The organism is Streptomyces sp. Root1304, assembly GCF_001426405.1.
GTDB lineage: Bacteria > Actinomycetota > Actinomycetes > Streptomycetales > Streptomycetaceae > Streptomyces.
In genome coordinates, this window is the sequence record NZ_LMEP01000012.1 from 642,775 (window position 1) to 665,888 (window position 23,114).

Below are 23,114 nucleotides of genomic sequence, written 5' to 3' on the forward strand. Positions count from 1 at the left end.
GCCCCCGGCTGCGCCCGCACCCCTTCGGCCTCCGCACCCGGCTCGTCCTCGCCTTCCTCCTGGTCGCCGCCGTCGGCTGCGGCACCACCGCCGCCCTCACCTACCGGGCCGCCCGCAACGCCATCCTGGAGCAGACCCAGAACACCGCCGTCTCCGCCTTCCGCGAGCAGGTCGACGCCCTCAACGTCCAGCTGCCCATCGACGCCGCCGACCTGCGGGGCTCGCTCATGCAGATCGCCCGCGGGGGCAAGCCCCGCCCCTGGCGCGTCTACGCCGAGTACGGCACCCTCCGCGTCTCCTCCACGGACCGGCCCTCCTCCTCCGTCATCACCCCGGAGCTGCGGGCCCGCGCCGCCGCCGACCAGGCCGTCCCGCACGGCAGCTTCCAGCGGGTGGTCAAGGGCGGCGTCCCCTACCTCACGATCGCCGTCCCCGCCGTCTTCCTGGCCCACTCGCCCGGTGGACCGCCGCAGCGCACGGGCCTGGTGTTCTACGCCGTCATGGACCTCGGCGCGGAGGAGGCGAACGTGGAGGCCATGGTCATGGCCGCCCGCGACGGAGCCCTCCCCGCCCTCGCCGTCGCGCTCATCCCCGCGCTGATCGCCGCGCGCGGAGTGCTGCGGCCGGTACGGGAGCTGCGGCACGCCGCCCACAGCATGGGGCGCGGCCGGCTCGACACCCGTATCCACGCCAAGGGCAGCGACGAACTCGCCGATCTCGCACGGACGTTCAACGAGTCCGCCGCCGAGCTGGAACGTTCCGTCGCGGAACTCAGGGACGCCGAGGCCCGCGCCCGCCGCTTCGCCTCCGACGTCTCGCACGAGCTGCGCACCCCGCTCGCCGGAATGCTCGCGGTCACCGAGGTCCTCGACGAGGACGCCGCGGGCCTCGACAGCGACACCGCCCGCGCGGTCCGGCTGATCAGCGCCGAGACCGGCAAGCTCGCCGTCCTCGTCGAGGACCTCATGGAGATCTCCCGCTTCGACGCGCGCGCCGCCGAACTCCACACCGACGAGGTCGACGCCGCCGACTGCGTCCGCAAGACCCTCCAGCACCGGCACTGGACCGACCCGGACCGGGTCGTCCCGTACCTCACGGAGGGGATCAGGGCCCGGCTCGACCCGCGCCGCTTCGACGTCGTCGTCGCCAACCTCGTAGGGAACGCCCTGCGGCACGGCGGGACACCGGTCACGGTCCGGCTGTACGCGGAGGGGGACCAGCTGGTGACGGAGGTCGCCGACCGGGGGCCGGGCATCCACCCGGACGTCCTGCCCCATGTCTTCGACCGCTTCTACAAGGCGGACCAGGCCCGTACCCGCTCGGCCGGCAGCGGCCTCGGCCTCGCGATCACCCTGGAGAACGTACGGCTGCACGGAGGCACCGTCACGGCCGCCAACCACCCGGCGGGCGGGGCGGTCTTCACCGTACGGATGCCGCTGTGAGGCGCCGGCCCGCCGCGGCGCTGCTCGCCCTGCTGACGCTGACGGCGACGGCCTGCGGCATCCAGGAGAGCGACGTCGTCGAGGCGGGCGGCGCCGCGACCGTCGCCGTCGCGCCGATCCCCGAGTACCGGACCGTGCTCTACTTCCTCGGCCCCGACGGCCGGTCGATGCCGGTGGCCCGCGAGCTCTCGGGCCCCGTCCCGGTGGCCACCAACCCCTCGGACGGCACCGGAACCGGCGAGGCCCTCCACGAGGAGGTCACCCCCGAGGACAAGGCGGCGGGCATCGGCCTCCGCCCCGGGGAGGTCGCCACCGACATGGTCCTCGCGATGCTCCTGGCCGGCCCCGTGGCCGCCGAGGCCACCGCGGGCATCACCACCGCCCTGCCCGACGGCGCCACCGCCGGAGGGCTGCACGTCACACCGGACCCGTCCGGCCCGACCTCGGGCCGCCGGCTGCTCCGGCTCCGGGCGCCCTTCCCCGTCATGGAACTGTCGGAGTCGGCCGTCCGCCAGCTGGTCTGCACGACCGCCTACGCGGAACACCCGGCCGGCCTGGTCGACGTGTCGGTCACCGGCCCGGACGGCGCCCTGCCGGTCGCCCGCTGCGACGACTAGGGCCTGTCGTCACACTCCCGTCGTTGCCCGGAGGGCGGCCTCTCACGAGACCTGGGAGCCCCGCAGTTCGGCGAGCACCGCGTCCGTGAACGGCGGCCACGCCTCCACCGCCCACGCCCCGAAGGGCCGGTCGGTGAGCGCCACACACGCGGCCCGGACGTCGGGGTCGATCCACAGGAACGTGCCGGACTGGCCGAAGTGGCCGAAGGTGCGCGGGGAGGAGCTCGCGCCCGTCCAGTGCGGGGACTTGCCGTCGCGGATCTCGAAGCCGAGCCCCCAGTCGTTCGGCCGCTGGTGCCCGTAGCCGGGCAGGATGCCGGTCAGACCGGGGTACGCCACGGTCATCGCGTCCAGGACCGTGCGCGGGTCCAGCAGCCGCGGCGCCTGCACCTCGGCGGCGAACCGCACCAGGTCGTCCACGGTCGACACGCCGTCCTTCGCGGGCGAGCCGTCCAGGGACGTCGACGTCATGCCCAGCGGCTCCAGGACCGCCTGGTGCAGATACTCGGCGAAGGGGATGTCGGTCGCCTTGGCGAGGTGGTCGCCGAGCACCTCGAAGCCGGTGTTGGAGTAGATCCTGCGGGTGCCCGGCGCGGCCGTCACCCGGTTCTCGTCGAAGGCGAGCCCCGAGGTGTGGGCGAGCAGGTGGCGGACGGTCGCGCCCTCGGGCCCGGCCGGCTCGTCCAGGTCGATCGCCCCCTCCTCGTACGCGACGAGGACGGCGTACGCCGCGAGCGGCTTGGTGACCGAGGCGAGCGGGAAGCGCCGCCCGGTGGGGCCGTACGACCCGGCCAGGGTGCCGTCCGCGCGGACCACGGCGGCGGCCGCGGTGGGGACGGGCCAGTTCTCGATCGACGCCAGGCTCGGCACGGTGCTCTCCATGCCGCCGAGCCTACTTGCTTCGAGTGCACTCCAACGTTTTAGCGTGGGGGTCATGAGCGTGATGGCGAGCACGAGCACGAGCACCGTTCCGAGCCCGGGCGGAACCCGGACGCACCACACCATCAGCGAGGTCTCCGCGCTGACCGGCCTCTCGGCGCACACCCTGCGCTGGTACGAGCGGATCGGCCTCATGCCGCACGTCGACCGGTCGCACACCGGCCAGCGCCGCTTCACCGAGCAGGACCTGAGCTGGCTCGCGTTCGTCGGCAAGCTGCGGCTCACGGGCATGCCGGTCGCGGACATGGTCCGGTACGCGGAGCTGGTGCGCGAGGGCGACCACACCCGGGACGCGCGACGGGAGCTCCTGGAGACCACCAGGGAGGACGTGCTCTCCCGGATCACCGAACTGCAGGACACGCTCGCCGTGCTCGACATCAAGATCAGCCATTACGGGACCGTCTGCGGAGGAACACCTTCATGACCAGCGAGACCAGGATCGACACCGTACGCCTCGGCCAGGACGGACCCCGGGTCGGCGTCCAGGGCTTCGGCGCCATGGGCATCAGCGAGTTCTACGGCGACACCGACGAGGCCGCCGCCCGCGACACCCTCGAAGCGGCCCTGGAGGCCGGCGTCACCCTGATCGACACCGCCGACATCTACGGCAGCGGCGCCAACGAGGAGTTCCTCGCCCCCTTCCTCGCCGCCCACCGCGACGAGGTCACCCTCGCCACCAAGTTCGCCATAGAGCGCCGCGCCGACGACCCGACCTACCGGGGGATCCGCAACGACCCGGCGTACATCAGGAAGGCCGCCGAGGACAGCCTGCGCCGCCTCGGCATCGAGACCATCGACCTCTACTACATGCACCGCCGCGACCCGGAGATCCCCTTCGCCGAGTCCGTCGGCGCGATGGCCGAGCTCGTCCAGCAGGGCAAGGTCCGCCACCTGGGCCTCAGCGAGGTCACCGGTGCCGAACTCCGTGAGGCCCACGCCGTGCACCCGATCACCGCGCTCCAGTCGGAGTGGTCGCTCTTCTCCCGCGACGTGGAGCGCAGCGCCGTCGGTGCCGCCGCCGAACTCGGCGTGACGTTCGTGCCGTACTCCCCGCTCGGCCGGGGCTTCCTGACCGGCGCGTTCGCGGATGCCACCAAGGACCTGTCGGGTGGCGACTTCCGCCGCTACCAGCCCCGCTTCACCGGCGAGAACGCGGAGCGGAACGCCGCCCTCCTCGACCCGGTCCGGAAGATCGCCGCCGCGCACGGGGCGACCCCGGCGCAGATCGCGCTCGCCTGGGTCCAGCAGCGGGCCTCGGTGCACGGCCTGACCGTCGTACCGATCCCCGGCACCCGCAAGCGCTCCCGCCTGGAGGAGAACGCGGCCGCCACCCGCATCACCCTCACCGACGCCGAACTCGCCGAACTGGAGCCGATCGCGGGCCTGGTGGCGGGCGACCGCTACCCGGACATGCGGTTCACGTCGGTGGAGCGGGAGGGCTGAGCGGGCCGCGGCGGGCCCGGTGCCGGCCCCGGTCGCGGGCCCGGTGCCGGCCCCGGTCGCGGGCCCGGTGCCGGTCCCGGGCCCGCTCACGCGAGTCCCAGCGCGAAGACCGCGAAGCCCGCCGCGAGCAGTCCCGCCAGGGTGCGGCGGGCCGGGCCGGTCCTCGTCCACGGGGACTCGAAGGTCCGGGCGTACCGGCCGATGAGGACGAGGAGACCCGCGAAGACCGGCATCCAGGCGAGCCGCGCCAGGATCCAGCCGACCGAGTCCGGCGCCCCGACCAGCCCCGGGATCTCCCCGAGGTACGAGCCGGGGATCGCGGCGGCGAGCATCGCCGTCTGGTGCCAGCACAGGACCGTCATCGCCGACAGGTTGACGACCACGACCGGCGCCCACAGCGCGGGCCGCTTCAGGAGCCTGCCGAGCCGGTCACGGAGCAGGATCGCGGCGCCGCTCTGCGCGGCGGCGAGGGCCAGGACGAGCAGCGACGGCGGGTGCGAGTTGGTGCGGGCCTCGCCGGGGACGCCGACCATCGACGCCGGGTAGCCGAAGGCCAGCAGCAGTGCGGCGAACAGCGCCGCCCCGCCGAGCAGCAGCCCCCAGGCGTGCCGCTTGGTGACCCGGCCCTCGCCCCAGGAGACGCCGAGCTGATACGCGAACAGCCAGCCGGGCAGGATGTTCAGGAGGCTGAGCCAGGACGGCACGGCGTCGGCGTACGGCCCGTACCGCAGGAAGTCGACGACGGCGACCGAGCCGAGCAGCGGAGCCGCCGCCCACACCCCGAGGCGGCGGGCCGCCCGGACGCACAGCGGGGTCAGCGCGGTGACCACGGTGTACACCCCGACGAACCAGAGCGGCTGGATCACCAGCGTCGACGCCGTCCGCAGCGTGTCCACGGGCACCCCGAGCCCGAAGTGCAGCAGCGGGAGGAGCGCCGCCCACACGGCGGTGACCCCGAGGACCGGGCGGCCGAGGCGGGCGAGCCGGCCCTTCAGCCACTCGCCCGGGGAACCCCGGTGGCGCCGGTACGACAGGACCGAGGCGTAGCCGCCGACGAGGAAGAAGATCCCCAGCATCTGGAGCACCCAGCTGACGGGGGCGAGACCGGTGAAGGTGCCGAGCGGGCTCGCGTTGTGGATCGCGCCGTCCGAGGAGAGCGTGAAGCCGCCGAGCAGCCAGTGCCCGGTCGGCACGGCGAGCAGGGCCAGGGCGCGCAGCCCGTCGATCGCCCGGTCGCGGTGGGCCGGGGTGCCGGACTCGATCTTCGCGGCCGTCTTCCGGGCCATGGTCGTCAGGGTGCTCATCGGACGTCTCCCTCGGCGATGGCGGCGAAGGCGCGCAGGGAGGCCGTGCCGGGCGCGAAGTAGCCGCCGTGGCCGGCGGCGTCGTCGGCCGCGATGCGGCGGGCGCCGAAGGACGGCTCCGTCGGGTCGGTGCCGTGGCCGAGGCCTGCGACCTCGACGTTCGGGACCCGGTCGATCCAGTCGGTGGGATCCTTCGCGGCCCAGACGCGGGCGGAGGTGCCGAGTTCGTTCACGTTCCCGGCGCGCATCCCGGGGGAGCCGAACACCACCAGGTCCTTGGCCTTCAGCGCGTGGGCGGCGAGGCCGCAGACCACGGAGCCGTAGCTGTGGCAGAACACGGACGGTTCGGCCGCCCCGACCGCCGCGAGACCGTCCACGAACCGGGTGAGCCGGTCCGCCCCGGCCTCGGCGAGCCGGCCGGTGGCCGCGTCCAGGCCGACGCCGAGGGGAGTCGTGTACCCGGCCCAGGCGACGACCGCCGTACGGCCGCCGGTGGCCCGGCGCAGCGCCTCCGCCATGCCCGCGAGCGAGCCGATGCGCCCCGCGTCGGTGTCGGACCCGGGCACGATCACCGCCACGTGCTCGGCCCTCGCCAGGTCCCCGTAGACCAGGGCGACCTGGCCCCGGCCGCGCGCGTCGTGGGCGAGGACCCGGGCCCCGCCGTACGTCCCGTGGGTGGCGCGGGCGTTGGCCGCGTACCGCAGTTCCAGCGGCGCGCCGTCGAGGTTCCCGACGACCGTCGGGTGGGCCAGGGCCAGTTCCCGCTGTCGTACGGGAGTGAGGCCGGCGAAGAACCGCGCGACCCCGGCCGGGTCCATCCGCTCCGGGTCGGGCAGTCCGGCCGCCCGCCACGCGGCCGTCCCGGCCGGCGCCCCGGTCACTGCCTCCTGGCTGTCGCCGGCCGCGAAGCCCGCCGTCCCGCCGATCACGGCGGTCACCAGGGCCGCGGTGATCAGGGTCCTCGAAATGCGGCGCATGGGGTCGCCCTCCCTCTTCGGTACTCGCTCGTTCGCTGGCGAGAGGAAGGTAGGAAGACGACGGGTGACGGCACGTCACACCGGGGGGCCAACTCCCGCCCGATACCGGGGTAGGGGGTGGTGGAGCAGCCAACACCAGGGGCGGGGTGGGGTTTTCCCCCGGGTGCCCGCCGGGGGGTGGGTCAGGGGCGCGGGCGCGGGTTCAGGGCGCGGTGGGGTCGGGGTGCGGGGCGGACCGGGGGCGCGGAATCAGGGCGCACCCGGGGTGACCAGGCCGGACTCGTACGCGAAGACCACCGCCTGGGCCCGGTCGCGCAGGTCCAGCTTGGCCAGGACCCGGCCGATGTGGGTCTTCACGGTCTGCTCGGCGAGCACCAGATGATCCGCGATCTCCTGGTTGGAGAGGCCCCGGGCGATGAGTTCCAGTACCTCGGTCTCACGCGGGGTGAGACCGTTCAGGCGCAGCGCCGTGGTGTCCCGGCGCGGGGCCGGCCGTGAGGCGGCGAAGTCGGCGATGAGCCGCCGGGTCACGGAGGGCGCGAGCAGGGCCTCGCCCGCCGCCACCACCCGTACCGCCGCGATGAGATCGGCGGGCGGCGCGTCCTTCAGGAGGAATCCGGACGCGCCCGCGCGCAGCGCCTCGTACACGTAGTCGTCGACGTCGAAGGTGGTCAGCATCAGCACCTTCGGGAGGTGGGTGACTCCGACCGGCGGGTGCAGGATCTCCCGGGCGGCGGCGAGCCCGTCCAGCTCCGGCATCCGCACGTCCATCAGCACCACGTCCGGGTGCGTCGAACGGGCCACGTCGACGCCCTGCCGCCCGTCGGGGGCCTCGCCCACGACGTCGATGTCGGGCTGAGCGGCGAGCAGCGCGGCGAATCCGGCCCGCACCATGGCCTGGTCGTCGACGATGATCACGCGGATGGTCACTCGGGGTCCTTGGGGGTGGGGGTCGGGGTGGGAGTCGGGGTCTGGATCGGGGCCGGGGCCGGGGCCGGGGTCGGGGTCTGGATCGGGTCAGGGCTCGGGCTCGGGCCAGGGCTCGGGGGCGAGTCCGGAACGGCGCCCGGCACACGGCCCGGGGTCGGTGCCGGGTCCGGAGCGACGCCCGCGACCGGGTCCGGTGTCAGCGGCATCCGTGCCGCCACCCGGAAGCCCCCGTCCGGCAGCGGCCCGGTGTCGAGCGAGCCGCCGGTCAACCGTACGCGCTCCCGCATGCCGACGAGCCCGTGACCCGTGCCCTGCGCACCCCGTTCCACCGAGGAACCCGCCTCCAGGGTGGGCCCGTTGACGACCAGGACCGTCAGCCAGCCGTCGTCCGCGCGGACGGACACCCGGGTCGAAGCCCCCGGCGCGTGCCGGACCACGTTGGCGAGCGCCTCCTGCACGATGCGGTACGCGGACAGGTCCACGGCCTGCGGTACGTCCCCGAGGTCGGCGGCGAGCCGCAGCTCGGCCGGCACCCCCGCCCGTACGGTCGCCTCCACCAGCTGCTGTACCCGGTCGAGACCGGGCTGCGGGGTCCGCTCGCCCTCGCTGCCGTCGCTGCGGAGCACCGAGAGGAGCCGGCGCATCTCGGCCAGCGACTCGCGCGCGCTCGCCGCGATCGAGGTGAACTCCTCGCGGGCCGCCTCCGGGAGCTCCGGGATGCGGTACGGCGCCGAGTCCGCCTGCACGGTGATGACGGACATGTGGTGGGCGACCACGTCGTGCAGTTCGCGGGCGATCCTGGCCCGTTCCTCCAGAAGGGTCCGGCGGGCCCGCTCGGCCTCGTTGATGTGTTCCTGCTCGACGAGGCGCCGTTGGGCGTCTCCCCGCGCGCGTACCGCCGAGGTGAGCAGGAGCAGCACCCCGCTCAGGACGAGCAGCAGCGTGTGGATGCTGGTGTAGCCGTCGGGACGGAACACCTCCAGGACGTATCCGGCCACGCCCGTCGCCAGCCACACCCCGAACAGGGCCCGACGGGACTCGCGGAGCCCGAGCGCGATCATCAGCGCGCAGTAGCCGACGAGGACCGGCGGGGTCCAGGGCCAGAAGTGGGCGCGCGGGCCGTCCGCCGCGAGGAGGACGACGGCGCCGAGGACATCGGCGGCGAAGATGATCCACCAGGCTTCGAGGGGCCGGGCGACGGCAAGCAGCAGCGGGGCGGTCTGGGCGGTGCCGAGGGCCCCGGCGAGGGCGCCGTTGACGCCGTAGTCGCCCATGAGGAGCTGGACCGTGGTGGGGAGCAGCGAGGCCACGAAGGCGAGGGCGACGGCGTACGGCAGCAGCCGCACCCACCGCGAGGAGGCGTCGGAGAGGAGCGGCGCCCCCGGAGTGGCCGGGGTGGTGAGCGCGGTGCCCAGCCCCTGGAACATCACACGGGTCCGGGTGCCGATCCGGCGGAGGGTGGGCGGCACGTGCCGCTGTTCGGTAGCCATGACCCGCCCAGGGTAGGCAGCGCACCCGGCAGGGGGCGTCATACCGGGGAGCGGGCCGGGGCGTGATACCGGGGTATGACGTGGGGGAGCGGGGGATCGCGGCCTGGGGCCGGGGGCCTGTGGATCCGGCCCGAGGAGCCCAGCCCCCACAGTCCCCGCCGCCCCTACGACCCCCAGCCGTCCCCACGACCCCCGCCGTCCCCACCGCCCCCGCGGACCGTGCTCAGAGCTCCGCCAGGAGCTCCGCCTTCTTCGCCGAGAACTCCTCGTCCGTCACCAGCCCCGCCTGATGCAGTTCACCCAGGTGCCGAATCCTTTCGGCAACCGCTCCGGGCGTGGCCACGCGCGCGGGTACGCGGTCCGTGCTGCGGATCGCCGCGAGCACCGCCGCCGCGAAGGGAAGGGACTCGTGCACCGGCCCGTAGCCACGACCGAAGACGACCGAGGCGGGATCCCGGTCGGCCTGCGGCACCCGTGGCTCACCGCCCCGCCGCACCAGCCGCAGGTACCCGTCGAGGCCGTCCGGCGAGCGCCATTCGACCCCGCAGAGGTCCCGTACGGAGAAGGACTGGTCGCCCGCCTTCCACTTCTCGGAGGACGCCCCCGTCCAGGACCAGCGGAAGGTGACCTCGGAGGCCCCGTCGAAGCTCGCCCTGCCGTCGTACGCCTTGAAGGACAGCGGCCCGCGCGGCGGCGCGACCAGGAACGGGTCGCCGGGCATCGGCTCCCCGTCACCCGGCGCGAGGCGGCCCAGCAGCTCGTCCCGGTAGTGCGCCGCGAGCGGCTCCCGTTCCGCCGGGAGCACCAGGCGGTACGGATCGCACCCTTCCTTGAGCTGCCCCGCGGCCGCCTCCATCAGCGGATCGGCGCCCGGTCTCGGCACGGCGTGCAGCACGACGGTGCCCCGCTTCCCGGGCGTGAGCGTCACGGACGCCAACGCCTCGTGCGGTACACGTCGTTCGCGCAGCGCCTGGTAGAGCCTCGGCGTGCGGATCCCCCGTTCGAAGCGGATGACGAGGGCGTCACTCTCGAACTCCCAGGTGGCATGAATTCCGGCCAGCACATCACCCATACGCCTCATCGTAAGCGGCGCCTGCCTCCGCGTCGCCCCTGTGAAAGGTCCTGAAATCACGTGATCTACGCGCGTCAGAGCCCTTCCGCACCGGATATTCCGTCGTGGCAGGCGCTGTCGGCACGTGCGCAGACCAGGCTCCGGTAGGCGCCGACGCCTATCGCGGCGAAGTTCCCGAGGCTCTCGGTGCCCGGCTGGAAATAGCCACTGTGGCCGAGTGCCCCTTGCGCGGAGAGCAGCCGGGCGCCGAACTCCGGTTCCACCGGGTCCGCTCCGTGCCCGATCCCGCCGACCTCCAGATGGGGCACGTCGGCGATCCAGTCGTCGGCGTCCCGCATCGCCCACACGCGCGCGCGTGTGGCGAGGTCGGCGGCCCGGTCGACCCGCATGCCGGGGCTCCCGGCCACGGCCACGTCCGTCACCCGGCCGGACAGCCGGGGCGCGGCGACCCCGCAGAGCACGGAGCCGTAGCTGTGGCAGAACAGCGCCACGCGCGCGGTGCCGGGCAGGGCGCCGGTCAGCTTCACGAGCCGTACGGCGCCCTCCTCGGCGAGCCGGCCGGTGGCCGCGTCGACGCCGACCCCGGCGGGCGAGGTGTAGTCGGCCCAGGCGATCACGGCGACCCTCGCGCGCGGGGAGGTTCGCCGCTCGGCGGCGTAGAGGGCCTCGGCCATGCCCGCGGGAGCCGCGTACCGGCCGTGGGTCTTCTGGAAGGTGAGGAGATTCGTGTCGACGCCGGGCACGATCACCGAGACGCGCCGGGCCCGCTCCAGGTCGCCCAGGACCTCGGCCGTCCGGCCCGTACCGGTCGGGTCGAAGGCGAGTATCTGGCGGCCGGGCCGCATCAGCGAGGCGAAGCGGTCGAAGCGGCGCCGTGCCTCGTGCCGCCCCTCGGGGGAGAGCCGGGAGTCGTCGACCCTGCCCCGTTCGGCGTCGAGCGCGCGGCCGAGGGTGATCCGGTTGGCGCGGTAGCGCAGGGCGACGGGGGCGCCGTCGAGGTTGCCGACGACGAGCGGGTGCCGCTCCGCGAGCCGCGCCCCGCGCGCGTGGCCGAGCCCGGCGAAGAACCCGGCGACGGTACGGGCCGGGGAGTCGGGACCCGGCAGCGGCCGGTGGTCGATCCGGTCGCGCGCCCAGGCGGCGAGCGCGGCCTCCCGGGACGGGCCGGGGACGGGGCGGTGCCGGATCGTCGTCCACCCGGTGGTCGAGAGCAGTACGAACACGACGGCGAGCGCGAGCAGGGCACGCACGACGGCGAGGCTGGGCGAAGCGGCATCGGCTGAGGTCACGGGCCGCCACCCTACGGTGCCGGGGCTACGCCCCCGGCCCCCGGTCCCGCCAGCGAGGGGTGAGCGCCGGGCCGAGGTGGTCGAGGTACTCCTCGGTGAGAGCGCGGATGGCCTCCAGGCTCTGGTCCGTACCCCTGCCCCAGAGTTGTCCGGTGACCCGCATCACACCGCTGAACGCCGCCACCGCGATCCGCGGCCGCGGGTCCGCGTCCACGTCCAGGCCCTCGCGGTCGGCGATGATCCGCGCGATGGTCTCCTCCATCTCGGTGGAGCGGCGCAGATGGACGGCGAGCAGCGCGGGCGTCGACTCGATCATCTGGAAGGTGCGCAGGTAGAGCTCGACGGGGACGACCTCGGTGATCGCGTCGCCGATGGTGTCCCAGGCGCAGAGCACGGCGTTGCGCATGGCGTCGAAGGGGCCCTCGTCCGGCGGCCGCAGCCCGAGCGCCTCGACGAAACGCTCCTCCACCATGTGCTGCACCGCGAAGGCGACTTCTTCCTTGGAGGAGAAGTACCGGAAGAAGGTGCGCTGGGAGACCTCGACGGCGTCGACGATCTCGTCGACGGTCGTACGCTCGTACCCCTGGGCCGTGAAGAGCTCCAGGGCCACCCGGGTCAGCGCGTCGCGCGTGCGTTGTTTCTTCCGCTCGCGCAGGCCGGGCACGGTCACGTCGGATCCCTCTTTTCAGGCATTTCGTCCTGCTCAGCGTACCTGTGAGCTACGTGACAGTTACCGACGCGTGAATCGCTTTGTCAATTGTCAGTGGCTGTCACTAGTTTGGTTTTCATGACTAGTCAGACCACCGTGGAAAAGGCCCCGCAGGGTCAGGGGGGCACCCGGGAACCCGTACCGGGCCCGGCGAAGGGACTGCGCGGCCACCCCTGGCTGACCCTGTTCGGCGTGGCCGTGGGCGTGATGATGGTCGCCCTCGACGGCACCATCGTCGCCATCGCCAACCCCGCCATCAAGAACGACCTCGGCGCCTCGCTCGCCCAGGTCCAGTGGATCACCAACGGCTACCTGCTCGCGCTGGCCGTCGCCCTGATCACCGCCGGCAAGCTCGGTGACCGCTTCGGCCACCGGCAGACCTTCCTCATCGGCATCGCGGGCTTCGCCGCCGCCTCCGGCGCGATCGGCCTCTCGCACTCGATCGGCGCGGTGATCGCCTTCCGCGTCCTCCAGGGCCTCTTCGGCGCCCTGCTGATGCCGGCCGCGCTCGGCCTGCTGCGCGCCACCTTCCCCGCCGAGAAGCTGAACATGGCCATCGGCATCTGGGGCATGGTCATCGGCGCCTCCACCGCCGGCGGCCCGATCGTCGGCGGTCTGCTCGTCGAGCACGTCAGCTGGCAGTCCGTCTTCTTCATCAACGTGCCGGTCGGCGTCGTCGCCCTCGTCCTCGGCCTGGTCATCCTCAAGGACCACCGCGCCGAGAACGCGCCGCGGTCCTTCGACGTCCTCGGCATCCTGCTGCTCTCCGGCGCCATGGCCTCCCTCGTCTGGAGCCTCATCAAGGCCGGCGAGTCCTGGGGCTGGTCGAGCGGCAAGACCTGGGGCGGCCTGCTCGGCGCCGTGCTGCTCTTCGTGGTCTTCGCCTTCTGGGAGACCAAGGTCAAGGAGCCGCTCATCCCGCTGGGCATGTTCCGCTCCGTGCCGCTCTCGGCCGGTGTGGTGCTGATGGTCCTGATGGCCTTCGCCTTCATGGGCGGGCTGTTCTTCGTGACCTTCTACCTCCAGGGCGTGAAGGGCCTCAGCCCGGTCGACAGCGGTCTGCACCTGCTGCCGCTGACCGCGATGATGATCGTCTCCTCGCCGCTGGCCGGCGCGCTGATCACCAAGTTCGGCCCCCGGGTGCCGCTGGTCGGCGGCATGGTCTGCACGGCCGTCGCCATGTTCGGCATGATCACGCTCACCGCCGACACCGGCACCCTCGCGATGTCCCTGTGGTTCGCCCTGCTGGGCCTCGGGCTCGCCCCGGTCATGGTCGGCGCCACCGAGGTCATCGTCGGCAACGCGCCGCTGGAGCTCTCCGGCGTGGCCGGCGGTCTCCAGCAGGCCGCGATGCAGGTCGGCGGCGCGCTCGGCACGGCGGTGCTCGGCGCCGTCATGTCCTCCAAGGTCGCCGACTCCTTCGAGGGCAACTGGAAGGAGGCCGGCATCCCGGCCCCGGCCAACCCGCAGCTGGAGCAGGCCGCCGAGTTCGGCATGGCCCCGCCGGAGCTGGCCAAGGCGCCGGGCATGACCCCCGATCTGCTCCAGCAGATCACCAAGGTCATCCACGACACCTTCCTCGACGGCATGGGCCTCGCCTTCACCGTCGCCGGCGTCGTGGCGGTCGTCGCGGCGCTGGTCGCCACGCTCACGAAGCGCGGCGAGAACGCGGAGGCGGGCGGCATGGGCGGCGGCCACATCTGACGCTCGTCGGGGTTCCCGTAGGGGGCCGTCACCCGTTCGCGTGAACGGGGGCGGCCCCTCTTCCATCGGTGGGAGACCTCCGCCATTCTCGTGATTACAGAGAGTGACGAAACGGGGGTTCATCAGCATGTATACGAAGACTGTTCCGACGAGGTCCGTCCACGCGAGGTCCGTCCACGAGAGGTCCGTTCTCACGAGGACCGCGCTCGCCGCAGCGGCTGTCGCGGCCGTCCTGACGACGCTGCTCGCGGTTCCTGTGAGCGCGGTGAGCGCGGTGCCGGCCGGAGGGACGACCCTCGGCCCCTGCGGACCGGGACGGCTCTGCCTCTGGTCCAGGCCCGACTTCAAGGGCCGCGCCCAGACCCATGAGCTGGCCACGATCGACATCGACAGCTGTGTGGCCCTCCCGGCGGGCACGTCGGCCCAGTCCCTGGCGAACCGCACGGGCCGGCCGGTCACCACGTACCAGTCGGCGGAGTGCGCGGAGACGGGCGAGTTCGAGACCTATCCGGGGCGGGGGACATGGGTGCCGCAGACGCCCTACGAGGTCAGAGCGTTCAAGCTCTGGGAGCGCTAGGGGCCGGTTCGGGGGCCGTGGTGGATACGGGGGTGGGCGCAGGCGCGGGTCCGGGAGCGGATTCGGGGTCGGGAGCGGCGCCCGGGGCTGCCGGAGCGGCCGGAGCTCCCGGAGCGGCCGGGGCCGGGACTTCCCGCGAGGGCGACAGCCGGGCCACCTCCGCGCGCAGTTCGCGGACCTCCAGGGTCAGCGCCTCCAGGAGTTCGGTGTGCCGGCGCTCCACCGCGTCGTCCCGGTCGAAGCGGGAGATGAACCAGGCCGCGATGTTGGCGGTGACGACACCGAGCAGGGCGATGCCGGAGAGCATCAGGCCCACGGCCAGGACCCGGCCGAGCCCCGTGGTCGGGGCGTGGTCGCCGTAGCCGACCGTGGTCATCGTGGTGAAGGACCACCAGACCGCGTCCCCGAGGGTCTTGATGTTGCCGTTCGGCGCGTCCCGCTCGACGTGCAGCACGGCCAGCGAGCCGAACATCATCAGCCCGACGACCGCGCCGGCCACATAGGTGGTGAGGGTTATCTGCGGGGCCATCCGGGCCCGGCGGCCCACGAGGAGGAGGGTGGAGACGACCCGCAGCAGCCGCAGCGGCTGCACCATCGGGAGCAGGACCGCGAGCAGGTCGACGGGATGGGACCGGACGAAGGCCCAGCGGGCGGGGGCGATGGCGAGACGGACCAGATAGTCGAGGGCGAAGGCCCCCCAGACGGCCCACTCGACATGGGTGCACAGCCGGTGCACCCAGGGGTCGGCGCCGGGCGCGACGATCGGCACGGCGTACGCGATGCCGAACGCCGCGGCCAGCACAAGGAGCGGCACCTGCGTCCGCTCTTCCCAGCGATCCCTCATGCGGGGAATCGTAGAGAACGCCGAAGGGCGGCGGGACCGGGGTCCCACCGCCCCTCACCAGGCGATCCGTGCTACCGGGGTGCTACGGGGAAGCCCCCGGACGACCGATCCGGGCACCGGCCGGGAACGGCCCGGGTGCCGGCCCCGAAGGGCGACCCGAGCGCCGGCCGGCGGGCGGCCCGAGGGCCACCCGCGCGCCTCCGGTCCCGCTCAGGCGTCGCCGCCCGCCGGGCCCGGGTCGGCGGCCGTCACGTCGAGCAGCTGGTAACGGTCCACGGCCTGCTTCAGGACCGAGCGCTCCACCTTGCCCTCACGGGCGAGTTCCGTCAGCACCGCCAGCACGATCGAAGGAGCGTCGATGTGGAAGTAGCGACGGGCCGCGCCCCGCGTGTCCGCGAAGCCGAAGCCGTCCGCGCCGAGCGAGCCGTACGTGCCCGGCACCCAGCGGGAGATCTGGTCCGGCACCGCGCGCATCCAGTCCGAGACCGCCACGAACGGACCCTCGGCGCCCTGGAGCTTGCGCGTCACGTACGGGACGCGCTGCTCCTCGTCCGGGTGGAGCAGGTTGTGCTCCTCGACGGCCACGGCCTCGCGCCGCAGTTCGGTCCAGGAGGTCGCGGACCAGACGTCGGCCTTGACGTTCCACTCCTCGGCGAGGATCCGCTGCGCCTCGATCGCCCACGGCACGGCGACGCCCGAGGCCATGATCTGCGCCGGGATGGTGCCCGCCTCCGCCGGCTTGAAGCGGTGGATGCCCTGGAGGATGCCCTCCACGTCCACGTCCGCCGGCTCGGCCGGGTGCTGGATCGGCTCGTTGTAGACGGTCAGGTAGTAGAAGACGTCCTCGGCCTCGGAGCCGTACATCCGGCGCAGACCGTCCTTGACGATGTGCGCGATCTCGAAGCCGAACGCCGGGTCGTAGGCGATGCAGGCCGGGTTGGTCGAGGCCAGCAGGTGGGAGTGGCCGTCCGCGTGCTGGAGGCCCTCGCCGGTCAGCGTCGTCCGGCCGGCGGTGGCGCCGAGCACGAAGCCGCGCGCCAGCTGGTCGGCCATCTGCCAGAACTGGTCGCCGGTCCGCTGGAAACCGAACATCGAGTAGAAGACGTACACCGGGATCAGCGGCTCGCCGTGCGTGGCGTACGCCGAACCCGCGGCGATCAGCGAGGCCGTGCAGCCGGCCTCGGAGATGCCGTCGTGCAGCATCTGGCCGGTCGGCGACTCCTTGTAGGCGAGGAGGAGTTCGCGGTCCACCGCCTCGTACTGCTGGCCCAGCGGGTTGTAGATCTTGGCGCTCGGGAAGAAGGCGTCCATGCCGAAGGTGCGGTACTCGTCGGGGGCGATCAGCACGAAGCGCTTGCCGATCTCCTTGTCCCGCATGAGGTCCTTCAGGATGCGGACGAAGGCCATCGTGGTGGCGATGGACTGCTGCCCGGAGCCCTTCTTGGCCGCCGCGTAGGTCTTGTCCTCGGGGAGGACCAGCGGCTTCGCCCGCACGACACGGGTGGGGACGTACCCGCCCAGCGCCTTGCGGCGGTCGTGCATGTACTGGATCTCCTCGGAGTTCCGGCCCGGGTGGTAGTACGGCGGCAGGCCGTCCTCCAGCTGCTTGTCCGTGACCGGGATGTGCAGCCGGTCGCGGAAGCGCTTGAGGTCGTCGACCGTCAGCTTCTTCATCTGGTGGGTCGCGTTGCGGCCCTCGAAGTTCGGGCCGAGCGTCCAGCCCTTGACGGTCTGCGCGAGGATCACCGTCGGCTGGCCGGCGTGGGCCTTGGCCGCCGCGTACGCCGCGTAGATCTTCTTGTGGTCGTGGCCACCGCGGCCCAGGTGCAGGACCTGCTGGTCCGACATGCCCTCGACCATCGCCCGCAGCCGCTGGTCCTCGCCGAAGAAGTGGTCCCGGATGTAGCCGCCGGTCTCGGTGGCGTACGTCTGGAACTGGCCGTCCGGGGTGGTGTTCAGCTTGTTCACCAGGATGCCGTCGCGGTCCTGCGCGAGCAGCGGGTCCCAGGAGCGGTCCCAGATCAGCTTGATGACGTTCCAGCCGTTGCCCCGGAAGATCGACTCCAGCTCCTGGATGATCTTGCCGTTGCCCCGGACGGGCCCGTCGAGGCGCTGGAGGTTGCAGTTGACCACGAAGGTCAGGTTGTCCAGGCCCTCGCGGGCGGCGATGGACAGCTGGCCGAGCGACTCGACCTCGTCCATCTCGCCGTCGCCGAGGAAGGCCCAGACGTGGGACTTGGAGGTGTCCGCGATGCCGCGGGCCTCCATGTACCGGTTCATCCGCGCCTGGTAGATCGCGCCGAGCGGGCCGAGGCCCATCGACACGGTCGGGAACTCCCAGAAGTCCGGCATCAGCCGCGGGTGCGGATACGACGAGAGGCCGTTCGGGTACTTCGACTTCTCCTGGCGGAAGCCGTCGAGCTGGGTGTCGTTCAGCCGGTCCAGGAGATAGGCGCGGGCGTAGATGCCGGGGGAGGCGTGCCCCTGGAAGAAGATCTGGTCGCCGCCGTCGCCCTCGTCCTTGCCGCGGAAGAAGTGGTTGAAGCCGACGTCGTACAGCGAGGCCGAGGAGGCGAAGGTGGCGATGTGGCCGCCGACGCCGATGCCCGGACGCTGGGCGCGCGAGACCATCACGGCCGCGTTCCACCGGGTGGCGTTGAGGACCTTGCGCTCGATCTCCTCGTTGCCGGGGAAGAAGGGCTCGTCCCTGGTGGCGATCGTGTTGACGTAGTCCGTGCTGCGCATCTCGGGCACGGCCACGCGCTTCTCGCGGGCCCGCTCGATCAGTCGGAGCATGAGGTAGCGGGCCCGCTCACGGCCCCGCTCGTCGACGGCGGCATCGAGGGAGTCGAGCCATTCCTGGGTCTCTTCCGGGTCGAAATCCGGGACCTGGCTGGGAAGGCCGCCAATGATGATCGGGTTGCGATCGGATCCGGGAGCCACGCTCTTCCTTCGCTGTTCGGTGGTACCCACGGGGCCACGGAAGTGGTCGGGATGTCCATCGTGTACCCCGTCAGTGCCAGACGTCACATTTACCGAAAGGTAACCCCCAGGGGTGCCCTCCATGTGTCCAGGTGTACTCAAATCGCAACCTTACGCCCAACCCGCGCATGCGTTTCGTCCGGGCGTTCGGCAGACTGAAACCTCAGAAGTCCTCGAACCGGGATGAATCGTGTGTGCCTGATCACGGAGTGCGGTCCGCCAACGCCGGAAGTTGCGGCGAGACGGCCCCAAACGTCACCGTTTCGGCGGTCTCCACGGCCGGGTACTTGCGCGATCCGCCCCGGCACGTGTGGACTACGGCCAGCGCCGCGCGCATACGCGTGGCCCAAAGCATTTACCGAATGAGCAGGAGGCAAGCCGTGAGCGCGACCGCGGACCACGCGGAGGAGCGGACCAACCCGGCCGTCAGGCTGGGGTTCGAGCCCGGACAGGTGGTCCAGGAGATCGGCTACGACGACGACGTCGACCAGGATCTCCGTGAAGGCATCGAGTCCATCATCGGGGCCGAGCTCGTGGACGAGGAATACGACGACGTCGCCGACGCCGTCGTGCTCTGGTTCCGCGACGAGGACGGCGATCTCACCGACGCCCTGGTGGACGCCATCGGTCTTCTGGAGGACGGCGGCACCATCTGGCTGCTGACGCCGAAGACCGGCCGCGACGGCTACATCGAGCCGTCCGACATCAACGATGCCGCGCAGACTGCTGGTCTCTCCCAGACCAAGAGCATCAGCGTCGCCAAGGACTGGACGGGTACCCGCCTGACCGCCCCCAAGCGCTGATCACCACGCTGCGAGAAGCCCCCGTCGGTACGCCGGCGGGGGCTTTCGTGCACAGGCCGTAGGGTGGGGATCACCGATTCGGCCCAAGGTCAGGGCTCCGGCGAAGGGATGCGTACGCGATGGCGATCGAGGTCGGGGCCGAGGCCCCGGATTTCGAGCTGAAGGACAACCACGGGCGCACCGTGCGGCTCTCCGACTTCCGCGGCGAGAAGAACGTGGTGCTGCTCTTCTACCCCTTCGCCTTCACCGGTGTCTGCACCGGTGAGCTCACCGCGCTCCGGGACGACCTGGCGAAGTTCGTCAACGACGACACCCAGCTGCTCGCCGTCTCCAACGACTCCATCCACACCCTGCGCGTCTTCGGCGACCAGGAGTCCCTGGAGTTCCCGCTGCTCTCCGACTTCTGGAAGCACGGCGAGGCCTCCCGTGCGTACGGTGTGTTCGACGAGGAGAAGGGCTGCGCGGTGCGCGGGACCTTCGTCATCGACAAGGAGGGCGTGGTCCGCTGGACCGTCGTCAACCCCCTCTCGGAGGCCCGTGACCTCGGCGAGTACCTGAAGGCGCTCGACGCCCTCTGAGCCACCCGTCGGGCCGCTCGGGCACCGACACCCTCGGATTCACCGGGCGAATCGACTGTTTCGACCGGGAACCCGTCACTAGGATCCAGTCGTTGATCCGATGCCAACGCACGACCAGGGGCACAGTCCCTGGAAACCTATGGAGGGACTCGTGGGAGTCAGCCTCAGCAAGGGCGGCAACGTCTCGCTGACCAAGGAGGCCCCTGGCCTCACCGCCGTGACCGTCGGTCTGGGCTGGGACGTCCGCACCACCACCGGTACGGACTTCGACCTCGACGCCAGCGCGATCCTGGTGAGCGAGGAGGGCAAGGTCCGCAACGACCAGGACTTCGTCTTCTTCAACAACCTGAAGAGCGCCGACGGCTCCGTCGAGCACACCGGTGACAACCTCACCGGCGAGGGCGAGGGCGACGACGAGCAGGTCAAGGTCAGCCTGGCCACCGTGCCGGCCGATGTGGCCAAGATCGTCTTCCCGGTGTCGATCTACGACGCCGAGAACCGCCAGCAGTCCTTCGGCCAGGTGCGCAACGCGTTCATCCGCGTCGTGAACCAGGCCGGCGGCGCCGAGATCGCCCGGTACGACCTCTCCGAGGACGCCTCGACCGAGACCGCCATGGTCTTCGGCGAGCTGTACCGCCACGGTGCGGAGTGGAAGTTCCGCGCCGTCGGCCAGGGCTACGCCTCGGGCCTGCGCGGCATCGCGCAGGACTTCGGCGTCAACGTCTGAGCCGAACCGTTCGAACCGTCCGGCGCCGCACACCCCGTGCGGCGCCGGACGTGCCTCATCACCACCGGGGAGGAAACGAATCATGGGCGTCACGCTCGCCAAGGGGGGCAACGTCTCCCTGTCCAAGGCCGCACCCAACCTCACCCAGGTCCTCGTGGGGCTCGGCTGGGACGCGCGCTCCACCACCGGGGCGCCGTTCGACCTCGACGCCAGCGCGCTGCTGTGCCAGGCCGGACGGGTGCTCGGCGACGAGTACTTCGTCTTCTACAACCAGCTCCGCAGCCCCGAGGGCTCCGTCGAACACACCGGCGACAACCTCACCGGAGAGGGTGACGGGGACGACGAGTCCCTCATCGTCGACCTCGGCAAGGTGCCGGCCCACTGCGACAAGATCGTCTTCCCGGTGTCGATCCACGACGCCGACAACCGCGGTCAGAGTTTCGGTCAGGTCAGCAACGCGTTCATTCGCGTGGTGAACCAGCTGGACGGCCAGGAACTCGCCCGGTACGACCTCTCCGAGGACGCCTCGACCGAGACGGCGATGATCTTCGGCGAGCTCTACCGCTACAACGGCGAATGGAAGTTCAGAGCGGTGGGTCAGGGGTACGCGTCCGGGCTCCGGGGCATCGCTCTAGACTTCGGGGTCAACGTTTCGTAAAGCCATGTAATTTCACGATGGGGTAGACAGTGGTTCTGAAAACCTTCGGCTGGTCGTTCGCGATCACTGCGCTCGGCTTGGTCGCAGCGGTGCTCTACGGGGGGTGGGAGGCGTTCGGGGTCGTCGCGATCCTCTGTGTCCTCGAGATCTCGCTGTCCTTCGACAACGCGGTGGTCAACGCCGGAATCCTGAAGAAGATGAATGCCTTCTGGCAGAAGATCTTCCTCACGATCGGTGTGCTCATCGCCGTCTTCGGCATGCGGCTCGTCTTCCCCGTCGTGATCGTCGCGATCAGCGCCAAGATCGGCCCGATCGACGCCGTCGACCTGGCCTTCAACAACCCCGACCGCTACCAGGAACTGGTGACCGACGCGCATCCGTCGATCGCCGCCTTCGGTGGCATGTTCCTTCTGATGATCTTCCTCGACTTCATTTTCGAGGAGCGTGACATCCAGTGGCTGCGCTGGATCGAGCGTCCGCTGGCCAAGCTCGGCAAGGTCGACATGCTGTCGCTCTGCATCGCCCTCGTCGTCCTGCTGGTCAGCGCGATGACCTTCGCGACCCACGCCCACCAGCACGGTGGCGCGCACGTCGACAAGGCGCAGACGGTCCTGATCTCCGGCATCGCCGGCCTCATCACGTACCTCGTCGTCGGCGGTCTCTCCAGCTTCTTCGAGAACAAGCTGGAGGAGGAAGAGGAGCGCGAGCACGAGGCCGAGGAAGAGGCCCGGCGCAGCGGCAAGAAGCCTTCCGTCGTCCAGCTGGCCGGCAAGGCCGCCTTCTTCATGTTCCTGTACCTGGAGGTCCTCGACGCCTCCTTCTCGTTCGACGGTGTCATCGGCGCCTTCGCGATCACCAACGACATCGTCCTGATGGCGCTCGGCCTCGGTGTCGGCGCCATGTACGTCCGTTCGCTGACGGTCTACCTGGTCCGCCAGGGCACCCTCGACGACTACGTCTACCTGGAGCACGGCGCCCACTACGCCATCGGCGCCCTGGCCGTCCTCCTCCTGGTCACCATCCAGTACGAGATCCCCGAGGTCATCACGGGCGGCCTCGGTGTCGCGCTGATCGCCTGGTCGTTCTGGTCGTCCGTCCGCCGCAACAAGCGGCTGGCGGCGGCCGAGGGCGGCTCCGGTTCCTCGGAGGAGAAGACCGAGGTGCCGTCCGGGGTGTGACACCCCCGGCAACGAGGAACGCTTCACTGCGGGGCGGCCGTTTCACCCGGCCGCCCCGCAGGCATGTGCGCGGGAGATCACGAGCAGTGGGGGGTGAAGGCGGCATGGCCTTCTGGGACAACCTTTTTCCGGGGAGGGCGGCGCATTTCGACTCGGGCAGCGCCGCGTCGAACTCCATCGACCTGACGAGACGGCATCCGACCGTCTCGCTCACCAAGCAGGGCGCCGCCACCGGCAACCTCCGGGTGAACCTGTCCTGGCGGATGCGGACCTCCGACCTCGAGGGCCGCTCGCGCCAGAGCGGACGGCTGCTCCGCAACCCCTCCCAGTTCTTCAAGCCCGAGGTGGTCCAGGCGCACACCCAGGGCATGGTCAACGTCGACCTGGACCTGGGCTGCCTCTACGAGCTCAAGGACGGCAGCAAGGGCGTGGTGCAGCCGCTCGGCGGCTTCTTCGGCGACCTGAACGGCGCCCCGTACGTGAAGCTCAGCGGGGACGACCGCTTCGGCGGCTCCTCCGGCGAGACGGTCTTCGTCAATCTGGACCACAAGGACGAGATCAAGCGCCTGCTGTTCTTCGCGTACATCTACGACCAGACGCCGGCCTTCGACCGTACCCACGCCAAGATCACGCTCTATCCGAGCAACGGCCCCCGGATCGAGATCGAGCTCGACGAGCGCGCCCCGCAGGCCCGCTCCTGCGCGGTCTTCTCCGTGGAGAACGTCAAGGGCGAGCTGATCGTCCGCCGCGAGGTGCGCTTCGTGTACGGCTTCCAGGCCGAGCTGGACCGGCTGTACGGCTGGGGACTCCAGTGGGGGCGCGGCTACAAGACCAAGGCGTAGCCCTTGCCC

The 23,114-nt window shown here is 71.6% G+C and carries 22 protein-coding genes; 12 read left to right on the top strand and 10 right to left on the bottom strand.

Annotation, left to right across the window (positions count from 1 at the left end):
- Window positions 1-8 precede the first annotated feature (8 nt).
- Window positions 9-1,442 carry a HAMP domain-containing sensor histidine kinase gene (locus ASD33_RS15750; protein WP_056561468.1) on the top strand — a complete coding sequence of 478 codons (1,434 nt, stop codon included), beginning with the start codon at window positions 9-11 and terminating at the stop codon, window positions 1,440-1,442.
- Window positions 1,439-2,059, top strand: coding sequence for a hypothetical protein (locus ASD33_RS15755; protein WP_056559400.1), 621 nt, complete (start codon window positions 1,439-1,441; stop codon window positions 2,057-2,059). Before ASD33_RS15750 ends, ASD33_RS15755 begins: the two co-directional genes overlap by 4 nt.
- Window positions 2,060-2,101: 42 nt before the next feature.
- On the opposite strand, the gene ASD33_RS15760 is transcribed toward ASD33_RS15755, so the two are convergent.
- Window positions 2,102-2,941 carry a serine hydrolase domain-containing protein gene (locus ASD33_RS15760; protein WP_056559403.1) on the bottom strand — a complete coding sequence of 280 codons (840 nt, stop codon included), beginning with the start codon at window positions 2,939-2,941 and terminating at the stop codon, window positions 2,102-2,104.
- A 61-nt stretch (window positions 2,942-3,002) separates the two neighbouring features.
- Between ASD33_RS15760 and ASD33_RS15765 the strand changes: the two genes are divergently transcribed.
- Together ASD33_RS15765 and ASD33_RS15770 are read left to right on the top strand one after the other, a co-directional pair.
- Window positions 3,003-3,422, top strand: coding sequence for a MerR family transcriptional regulator (locus ASD33_RS15765; RefSeq protein WP_079044796.1), 420 nt, complete (start codon window positions 3,003-3,005; stop codon window positions 3,420-3,422).
- Window positions 3,419-4,441 (top strand): aldo/keto reductase, encoded by a 1,023-nt coding sequence (locus tag ASD33_RS15770; protein WP_056559410.1) that lies wholly within the window; start codon window positions 3,419-3,421, stop codon window positions 4,439-4,441. Before ASD33_RS15765 ends, ASD33_RS15770 begins: the two co-directional genes overlap by 4 nt.
- An 86-nt stretch (window positions 4,442-4,527) precedes the next feature.
- Here the strand turns inward: ASD33_RS15770 and ASD33_RS15775 are convergent, their stop codons facing one another.
- The 7 genes from ASD33_RS15775 to ASD33_RS15805 all read right to left on the bottom strand — a co-directional run bounded on the left by ASD33_RS15775 (window position 4,528) and on the right by ASD33_RS15805 (window position 12,173).
- Complete coding sequence (locus ASD33_RS15775) at window positions 4,528-5,745, bottom strand: acyltransferase (protein WP_056559415.1); 1,218 nt, start codon at window positions 5,743-5,745, stop codon at window positions 4,528-4,530.
- The gene (locus ASD33_RS15780; RefSeq protein ID WP_056559417.1) at window positions 5,742-6,722 is read right to left on the bottom strand and encodes an alpha/beta hydrolase; all 981 of its coding nucleotides are present in this window, start codon (window positions 6,720-6,722) and stop codon (window positions 5,742-5,744) included. Before ASD33_RS15780 ends, ASD33_RS15775 begins: the two co-directional genes overlap by 4 nt.
- A 249-nt stretch (window positions 6,723-6,971) precedes the next feature.
- Window positions 6,972-7,652, bottom strand: coding sequence for a response regulator transcription factor (locus tag ASD33_RS15785; RefSeq protein ID WP_056559420.1), 681 nt, complete (start codon window positions 7,650-7,652; stop codon window positions 6,972-6,974).
- Complete coding sequence (locus ASD33_RS15790) at window positions 7,649-9,079, bottom strand: sensor histidine kinase (protein WP_199863542.1); 1,431 nt, start codon at window positions 9,077-9,079, stop codon at window positions 7,649-7,651. The genes ASD33_RS15785 and ASD33_RS15790 overlap by 4 nt, the downstream gene beginning before the upstream one ends.
- 286 nt (window positions 9,080-9,365) lie before the next feature.
- Entirely contained in the window at window positions 9,366-10,214 is an 849-nt protein-coding gene (locus ASD33_RS15795) for a DUF4429 domain-containing protein (protein ID WP_056559423.1), read from the bottom strand.
- 74 nt (window positions 10,215-10,288) lie between these two features.
- Complete coding sequence (locus ASD33_RS15800) at window positions 10,289-11,503, bottom strand: alpha/beta hydrolase (protein WP_057573956.1); 1,215 nt, start codon at window positions 11,501-11,503, stop codon at window positions 10,289-10,291.
- A gap of 25 nt (window positions 11,504-11,528) precedes the next feature.
- Window positions 11,529-12,173, bottom strand: a complete 645-nt coding sequence (locus ASD33_RS15805) for a TetR family transcriptional regulator (RefSeq protein ID WP_056559426.1) — start codon at window positions 12,171-12,173, stop codon at window positions 11,529-11,531.
- A gap of 117 nt (window positions 12,174-12,290) precedes the next feature.
- Here ASD33_RS15805 and ASD33_RS15810 point away from each other — a divergent pair, with 117 nt between their 5' ends.
- Together ASD33_RS15810 and ASD33_RS15815 are read left to right on the top strand one after the other, a co-directional pair.
- Complete coding sequence (locus tag ASD33_RS15810) at window positions 12,291-13,916, top strand: MFS transporter (protein ID WP_056559428.1); 1,626 nt, start codon at window positions 12,291-12,293, stop codon at window positions 13,914-13,916.
- 127 nt (window positions 13,917-14,043) lie between these two features.
- Window positions 14,044-14,493: a peptidase inhibitor family I36 protein gene (locus tag ASD33_RS15815; RefSeq protein WP_079044846.1), complete on the top strand. Its 450-nt coding sequence runs from the start codon at window positions 14,044-14,046 to the stop codon at window positions 14,491-14,493.
- On the opposite strand, the gene ASD33_RS15820 is transcribed toward ASD33_RS15815, so the two are convergent.
- Entirely contained in the window at window positions 14,474-15,337 is an 864-nt protein-coding gene (locus ASD33_RS15820; RefSeq protein WP_056559431.1) for a potassium channel family protein, read from the bottom strand. The two genes, ASD33_RS15815 and ASD33_RS15820, sit on opposite strands and share 20 nt — an antisense overlap.
- Window positions 15,338-15,547: 210 nt before the next feature.
- Window positions 15,548-18,280, bottom strand: a complete 2,733-nt coding sequence (aceE, locus tag ASD33_RS15825) for a pyruvate dehydrogenase (acetyl-transferring), homodimeric type (RefSeq protein ID WP_056559435.1) — start codon at window positions 18,278-18,280, stop codon at window positions 15,548-15,550.
- Window positions 18,281-18,699: 419 nt separating this feature from the next.
- Here aceE and ASD33_RS15830 point away from each other — a divergent pair, with 419 nt between their 5' ends.
- The 6 genes from ASD33_RS15830 (at window position 18,700) to ASD33_RS15855 (ending at window position 23,105) form a co-directional block, all read left to right on the top strand.
- Complete coding sequence (locus tag ASD33_RS15830) at window positions 18,700-19,122, top strand: DUF3052 domain-containing protein (protein WP_056559438.1); 423 nt, start codon at window positions 18,700-18,702, stop codon at window positions 19,120-19,122.
- A 119-nt stretch (window positions 19,123-19,241) separates the two neighbouring features.
- A complete protein-coding gene (locus ASD33_RS15835) occupies window positions 19,242-19,700 on the top strand; it encodes a peroxiredoxin (RefSeq protein WP_056559440.1) in 459 nt (152 codons plus the stop codon).
- 151 nt (window positions 19,701-19,851) lie between these two features.
- Window positions 19,852-20,427, top strand: a complete 576-nt coding sequence (locus ASD33_RS15840) for a TerD family protein (protein WP_026058190.1) — start codon at window positions 19,852-19,854, stop codon at window positions 20,425-20,427.
- Between the two features lie 82 nt (window positions 20,428-20,509).
- A complete protein-coding gene (locus ASD33_RS15845) occupies window positions 20,510-21,085 on the top strand; it encodes a TerD family protein (RefSeq protein WP_056559443.1) in 576 nt (191 codons plus the stop codon).
- A 29-nt stretch (window positions 21,086-21,114) separates the two neighbouring features.
- Entirely contained in the window at window positions 21,115-22,263 is a 1,149-nt protein-coding gene (locus ASD33_RS15850; protein WP_056559446.1) for a DUF475 domain-containing protein, read from the top strand.
- 104 nt (window positions 22,264-22,367) lie between these two features.
- On the top strand, window positions 22,368-23,105 hold the full coding sequence (locus ASD33_RS15855; protein ID WP_056559448.1) for a Tellurium resistance: 738 nt from the start codon (window positions 22,368-22,370) through the stop codon (window positions 23,103-23,105).
- Window positions 23,106-23,114: the final 9 nt, after the last annotated feature.